Origin of the sequence: Psychrobacter sp. Pi2-52 (assembly GCF_904846705.1) — a bacterium.
GTDB lineage: Bacteria > Pseudomonadota > Gammaproteobacteria > Pseudomonadales > Moraxellaceae > Psychrobacter.
In genome coordinates this window covers 1-3,837 of the sequence record NZ_CAJHBS010000045.1, presented here as the reverse complement: position 1 = coordinate 3,837, position 3,837 = coordinate 1, and the positions used below count along the sequence as shown (strand labels likewise).

Sequence of the window (3,837 nt, the reverse complement as noted above, 5' to 3'; positions counted from 1 at the left end):
CATAGGATTCTCCTGCTGATGTATTCTAGCAGTTACTCTCTATTTATGAGTGTTCTTATTTATTGGGGGGATTACCACACTATCTGACACAGATAAGAGATCCCTATCAGAAGCCAGACAAGAAATTGAGAAATTGAGAAAAATGTTAGTTTTAGAAGATACAAGATCGAAACAGCTTATGCACTAGTCTGTCAAAAACTATCTATTCTATAAAGAGCATAATCTTGATTTCCTCTTGCTTAAAAGCTAGCGAGAGCTTAGCTAATAAGCATATACCCTATAGCATAAATCACATATACTGATACTTTATGCCTAATAGAAATTTATCACTTTTCTCAGCTTTCACTTTATGCTTATATCAAACTGAGAATGGATAGGCAATAGACTCATAATACTGGTATCCTTCAACTCTAAAATCATCCAATGTTACCCATGTTTCAATATCTTCGAGAGACTTAATTTCAGGGTTAATATGAAGCTTAGGTGCCGGATAAGGTTCGCGTTTTAATTGCACGTCACGCATTAATTCTAATTGATCTTCATAAATATGTGCATTTACGATCTTATGATAAGCTTTTCCGGCCTCGTGGCCCGTAATTTGAGCCATGAGAGCTAGTAAGGTAAACACTTGAATCTGATTAAAATTTTGACCTAATGGTACATCACATGAACGTTGTGATGAAGTCAAATAAAGCTTTCCACCTAACAACGAAAATGTATGAGTATGCATACAAGGACGTAAACATCCCATATGAAACTCACCTGGATTGTAGAAGGTTAGAATTTCACCTCGGTCATCAATACCGTTTCGCAAGTTATTATAAATCTTACGAAGTTGGTCAAACTCCTCTCCTACTGAATTACGCCATCTGCGTCCCTGTACACCATAAACTCGGCCCATATCATCCTTACCTTTACGATAAGGATTAGCTAACCAAGCTTCATTTTCATTGGCATTAGCGTTCCATGTATTACATCCAATAGCTCGAAACTGATCTGCGCTATCATAACCACGTAGATACCCTAATAACTCTGCGATAGCTGCTTTCCAATAACTCTTTCGAGTAGTTACTAAGGGAAACTCATTAGCTCCTACATTGTAGTTTAAATCAGCATTAATAACGGTTAAGCAGCGTTTTCCAGTTCGTTCATTCTCGACCCATACACCCTCATCAACTATACGTTGACATAAATCTAGATACTGTTTCATTCAATAACCTTAGTTGGACTACAAACTTATCTCAAAAGGTGATTTTTGTTGAACTGCGTGGACAATACATTTTACCTTTTGATTTCATTGAGCATTATAAAGTTTCAAGGCTCAATTGTACAAACCTGTTCGTAACAACTGATTGTCTTAACAACTTATCAACAGACTATGCCCCAATGGAACCGAATCCTTCTATCTAACATTATTTGCCATAAGATACTTTTATGGGAACAGTCGGCTGTTTGGGCTGTACTTTTAACCAAGAAAGACTACAAGGAGTTGATTTAACTATTTAGTGTGAAAATATTCGATTTACTTGATTAATACCTTCCATTACTTCAAATAACCTTTATGACCTAAAAAATACCCCTTCAAAGTCATCCTATCAAAGCTATACACATGAGCATGAGGTGCTTCTCTGCATCGACCCACTAACGGCTGCTTTTGATCAGGTTTACCATCAGCTAGTTCAATAGGGGCTGTACAAATTGGACAAATGGAAGTGAAGGCCGTTATTCTCGCTATTCTATAGCCATCAGCTCCCTTATACATTTCAATGTCAGCATTGTCTGTATTTATATTTGCAAACAATAAAGGCGCTTTACTGATACGGTGGGTCATTAAGTGATGTAAGGGTTTAAAGAACCATATAAAATTCATATAAGCGAATGGTATGAACGCTAATATAATTAATGCTGATATTAAGCTTAATGATGGCAAATCCTTTATGAATATAATAAATAAAACTGCGAACAAGACGATCAGTATATCTATAAGAAGACTGATAAGCATCAAAGCAGTCAACAGTAAGCCTTTAGGGCTGTACATTTTTAGCTCACCATTCTTAAAAAAAATTCGAGTGAGAACTGAAGGTTTTATTGTCGAGTTATGCTCTCTCACATAACTTATCTCGCTATAGTCTTCAGGCGAATCTTCATCTTCTAATGCCACAGAGGGCAGCAATAATTCGATAGGTTCAATATCCAACCAAAATGCCTTTTCATTACCTCGACCACCTCTTGAAGATTCAACCTTAATTACAGGTATATAGCCAACACGATTAATTATTTCGGAGTCCATTTGAGTTCGAACAAAATCGGACAAATACTTTTGGATCTTACTAATATTTATCTGCTGTTGGGCTTCTTTGCTATCAATATCATCTAGACTGACATTCTTATCAATGGCATAAATTATTTTACGAGTAATTTTGTCAGGTTCGTAAACATCACCTTCATTTTCTGGCAGGCTCTTTAGCCTACGCTCTAACATTATCTGTAAATAACGCTGGTTTTTAGTTTCGTTATGATACAAGTCAAGACGATTGCTTAAATTCTCAAATAACTCTAAGTATTTGTTTTTCATTAGTATTAAACCGACTCAAACCCGTTTGTTATCCCTTTTAGGGGTGTTTACGCAAAAATACTCAGCTCATACTAACCTCAGTTTTTACAAACCCTAAAGAGGATAGTAACCATGCTAATGAATATTGCTATTAATGATCTAGATAAAATTGTTGGTATTAAACAAGTGGAAAGAGGACTCGCTTGTAACTGTTATTGTTTTGAATGTAGCGAACCCGTTGTTGCTAGAAAGGGAGAGAAAAATGAGCATCATTTCGCTCACTCTAGCAATAAAGAAAGTTGCCATATCAACCCTGAAAGTATCCTACACAAGTTTGCTAAGCAAGTCATTATGGAGAAAAAATGTGTGGTATTGCCACCCTTGCCAGAAACAGATGAGACTGAAGCAAAAAATTGGCAGTTCTCTAGCTTAGTAGCAGAACAAGCTGTTGGCTCAATTCGTCCTGATTTATTAGCAAGTATTGATAATGAGATGCTTTTTATCGAAGTTGCCGTGACATCATTTGTAGATACTCACAAACTCAATTTCATCAAACAATTAAATATCAAGACCATTGAGATAGATTTGCGAGAACTACTAAAGCGCAATGTCTGCATTCCCAGCGATGAAGCAGAGCAGTTCATTCTAGAACAAGTAGATAATAAAAAATGGTTATACCCTGAAGCTAAGAAACCTGACGAGCCGTTGGCAGATTGGTTAAGTACGACGCCTTTACCTGAAATCAATACGAACCACATTGCTGATGATAGTGAAGAATCTCAATCTAAGCTCATCAACAATTATGTTAAACATCGCTTTATTATTAATAATGTATGGGTGGATGCATGGGTATTTAACGATGGAGGTATTTCAGTAAAAACGGTCAGTTATAATCCAGAGATTATAGCTTTACTGAAGCAATGGAGCAAAGAAGGTGGTGGTAGATATACACCAAAATTCAAAGCTTGGAAGTATTGTAATCCTTTCTCTCATACCGTGTTACTACGTTTGCGAGAAATGGATACTACACCCAAACACTAATTTCTTTTGCGATGGATATATCAATACTGCTGCAACATGGAGGAAAAACATAATGAACATGAAAAGATTTACAAACCGCAAATTTAGATTTTGTTCTATTTGTAGCTCTAAACAGACACTTAGAGTGATTGAAAAAGACAACTGGAAGCTAGGTGCTTACCATTGTCTGAACCGCCCCGGGATTGTCGGAGACTCAACATTCTGAGAGAATACGACAATGAAAAAACAAACCTACACTCCTG

At 36.4% G+C, this 3,837-nt stretch carries 3 protein-coding genes; 1 reads left to right on the top strand and 2 read right to left on the bottom strand.

Features of this window, described 5'->3' with window-relative positions; all coding sequences use genetic code 11:
- Positions 1-358: 358 nt before the first annotated feature.
- Together JMY00_RS13390 and JMY00_RS13385 are read right to left on the bottom strand one after the other, a co-directional pair.
- Positions 359-1,210 carry a thymidylate synthase gene (locus JMY00_RS13390; protein ID WP_201580521.1) on the bottom strand — a complete coding sequence of 284 codons (852 nt, stop codon included), beginning with the start codon at positions 1,208-1,210 and terminating at the stop codon, positions 359-361.
- 333 nt (positions 1,211-1,543) lie between these two features.
- Positions 1,544-2,575: a hypothetical protein gene (locus JMY00_RS13385; protein ID WP_201580520.1), complete on the bottom strand. Its 1,032-nt coding sequence runs from the start codon at positions 2,573-2,575 to the stop codon at positions 1,544-1,546.
- A gap of 111 nt (positions 2,576-2,686) precedes the next feature.
- On the opposite strand from JMY00_RS13385, the gene JMY00_RS13380 reads away from it, so the two are divergent.
- The gene (locus tag JMY00_RS13380; RefSeq protein WP_201580519.1) at positions 2,687-3,595 is read left to right on the top strand and encodes a competence protein CoiA family protein; all 909 of its coding nucleotides are present in this window, start codon (positions 2,687-2,689) and stop codon (positions 3,593-3,595) included.
- The last annotated feature ends 242 nt before the right edge of the window (positions 3,596-3,837 follow it).

Coding starts and splice junctions, on each gene's coding strand:
- JMY00_RS13390 (WP_201580521.1), bottom strand. CDS start 1,210: ATGAAACAGTATCTAGATTTATGTCAACGTATAGTTGATGAGGGTGTA.
- JMY00_RS13385 (WP_201580520.1), bottom strand. CDS start 2,575: ATGAAAAACAAATACTTAGAGTTATTTGAGAATTTAAGCAATCGTCTT.
- JMY00_RS13380 (WP_201580519.1), top strand. CDS start 2,687: ATGCTAATGAATATTGCTATTAATGATCTAGATAAAATTGTTGGTATT.